This window comes from Infirmifilum sp. (assembly GCF_049970975.1).
Lineage (GTDB): Archaea > Thermoproteota > Thermoprotei > Thermofilales > Thermofilaceae > Thermofilum > Thermofilum uzonense.
The window spans coordinates 1-2,598 of the sequence record NZ_JBMFLX010000160.1 but is presented as its reverse complement, the minus strand read 5'-3'; the positions used below and the strand labels follow the sequence as shown (position 1 = coordinate 2,598).

3 protein-coding genes and 1 pseudogene are annotated in these 2,598 nt (G+C 43.5%); 1 reads left to right on the top strand and 3 read right to left on the bottom strand.

What is annotated here, in order from left to right:
• Positions 1–141: 141 nt before the first annotated feature.
• The 3 genes and pseudogenes from rimI to ACP5KC_RS10000 form a co-directional block, all read right to left on the bottom strand.
• Entirely contained in the window at positions 142–633 is a 492-nt protein-coding gene (gene rimI / locus ACP5KC_RS10010; protein WP_052883323.1) for a ribosomal protein S18-alanine N-acetyltransferase, read from the bottom strand.
• Between the two features lie 44 nt (positions 634–677).
• Positions 678–1,261 (bottom strand): annotated as a pseudogene (locus ACP5KC_RS10005) (TATA-box-binding protein).
• A gap of 91 nt (positions 1,262–1,352) precedes the next feature.
• The gene (locus ACP5KC_RS10000) at positions 1,353–1,769 is read right to left on the bottom strand and encodes a signal peptidase I (protein ID WP_273434434.1); all 417 of its coding nucleotides are present in this window, start codon (positions 1,767–1,769) and stop codon (positions 1,353–1,355) included.
• A 110-nt stretch (positions 1,770–1,879) separates the two neighbouring features.
• On the opposite strand from ACP5KC_RS10000, the gene ACP5KC_RS09995 reads away from it, so the two are divergent.
• Positions 1,880–2,598: TCP-1/cpn60 chaperonin family protein (locus ACP5KC_RS09995; protein ID WP_273434433.1), on the top strand; the 719-nt coding region annotated here is incomplete at its 3' end.

The window sequence follows — 2,598 nt, the reverse complement described above, 5'->3', positions numbered from 1 at the left end:
AACAGGAAACACAGCACTAGACCAAAACGGAGACAGATCAGCGGGAGACTACGCTATTTGGACAGTAGTGCAAACACCGAATGGGTATAACTGGACTCAAATTGCGGTGTACAATTCAATTACAGACCAAGTGACAAGAGTCTAAGCAGGACGAGCCATCAAGTATGCGTCTTCGCCATCAAGATAGTACCCTGGCAAGACCTTTACAACGTTAAAGCCCAGTTTTTTGTAAAGTCTTATAGCTATTTCATTACTAACTCTAACCTCTAGATAGTATTCCTCTGCACCATAGTATTTCTTCATGTTCTCCAAGGCTCTGATCATAAGCTCAGTTCCTATGCCACGTCCTTGAGCAAAGGGGAGTACAGCAATAGAAATTATGTGTCCTCGTTTCCCTATTTTGTTAGGGTTAGTGTAGAGCGTGTCATACTCTACTCTGCACATAATATAGCCCACTATGCGCCCATCTAGCTCCGCGACTAAGAAGGCTTTCCCGAAATTTCTGTAATGCATTTCGAAGTAAAATACAGGATAGTTTTCAGGCAATACTTCCTTATTTATCCTTATGACTTCACCTAACTCTTCGTGTCTAACCTCTCTAATGATGAAATCTTTTCTAGACGTGGTAGACACCTCTCGAACGAGGAGAGAAAACAATTTCAGCTTTTATTTTTTGTCTAGTCTTCTATTAAAACTCCTTGCTCTTTGAGTATAGCATAGATTTTGTTTACGGCGTTTTTTACCTCTTCTTCTTTTTTAGCCCCTGTGCACACAACTTTGCCACTGCTGAAGATCAGTAAGACGACCTTCGGCTCGTTCATACGATAGATTAGTCCAGGAAATTGTTCAGGCTCATACATAGCGTTTTCTAGTAGGAAGGCAGCCCGTTCAAGGTCAACAGCCGCCTTGAGGTTAGCGCTCGCCACTATGTTCTGTATCTCAACTATGGGCTCATTTCTAATGTCTATTCCGTGCTGCTTTAAGAGTTTGATAATGCTTCCAACAGCCTTCTTGACCTCCGTCTCTGACTTTGCTCCTGTACATACCATTTTCCCGCTGGAGAATATTAGCGTTGCTGTTTTCGGTCTGTTTAGTCTAAGCACTAGACCCGGAAACTCTCGGATCCCAGGTCCGGAGACCTGGGATGTTCCGGACTATACTCGGCGTGAGGTATTCGTTCAGCTATACGCTCTAGATCTAAACGTTGGTTGAGGGTTACAGAGGCAACAACGTTTTGGATCTCATAGGTTGGTTCAGGTATGTTGACCACCCCTTACGGGTTTATAAATATCTTGAAGAGATATATAAATACTTACCCATAGGAGGAGTAAGGAATAAAGTATGTTGAAGATTTAATGTGAAATTAATCTTTCGAAGATTAATTTAAGGTTACCTATATACGGAATCACGAAAATTACTCTGCCCTTTATCGTAAACTTATCAGGATGGATGCTGTCGGGGTAAGGGTTCGCATCTCCTTTAGTAATGAATTTATCACCGTTAACGCCGACAATCCTGTGAACAATTAGACCAGAAGGAGACTCGTAAACCACAATATCTCCTATAGAGTACTGGCTGGCGCCATAAACAACCACTATGTCTCCAACGTGAAGGGTGGGCTCCATTGACCAGCTCGATACCACGGCTAGGGGGACTTGCGTGTGTAACAGGTACCCAAGGGAAAAAATAAGAGCGACGGCTACTAGAAGAGTAGAAATTAACATCGCGTGTTCGATAGTTTTGTTTCTTTTTTGTTTAACCTCATCCACGCATCTTCACGCATTTGACGGAGATATATAATTCTTTCTTGAGGGATGGAAAAATAAAGAAAAGTTTTTATAGAAGTGATGTTTTTCTGGAAATGCTAAGGGTGAATTCCATGGCTCAGCCTTCAGGCCAGATTCCTGTTTTGATATTGAAAGAAGGTACTCAGCGAACGACCGGGCGTGATGCTAGAAAAGCCAACATTTATGCTGCCAGGGTTATAGCTGAAGCCCTAGCAAGCTCTCTAGGTCCACGCGGAATGGACAAGCTACTGGTAGACTCCTTTGGAAACGCCACAATTACCGGTGATGGAGCTACAATTCTTAAGGAAATGGAGGTTCAGCATCCCGCGGCCAAGATGCTTGTCGAGGTGGCAAAGGCTCAAGACGACGAGGTCGGTGACGGCACAACTAGCGTTGTTGTACTTGCCGGACAACTACTCACAGCGGCTGAAGAATTGATAGATCAAGACATCCACCCAACTATTATCACCGAGGGCTTCGAGAAGGCTCTCGTAGAAGCGACGAAGAAAATTGACGAGATGGCGGTAAAAGTAGACCCGTTGGACAGAAATATCCTCGAGAAGATTTCGCAAACAGCTCTTTCAAGCAAAGTTGTAGCCGAGTATAAAGAGTTTCTATCAAAGATAGTAGTTGAAGCAGCCCTTCAAGTAGCAGAAAAAAGGGACGGTGGATACAAGCTCAGTCTGGATGACATAAAGGTTGAGAAGAAGAAGGGTGAAAGTATAACAGAGACTACACTTGTGAAGGGTATTGTTCTAGACAAGGAGGTTGTACATCCAGCCATGCCTAAGAGGGTTGAGAACGCGAAAAT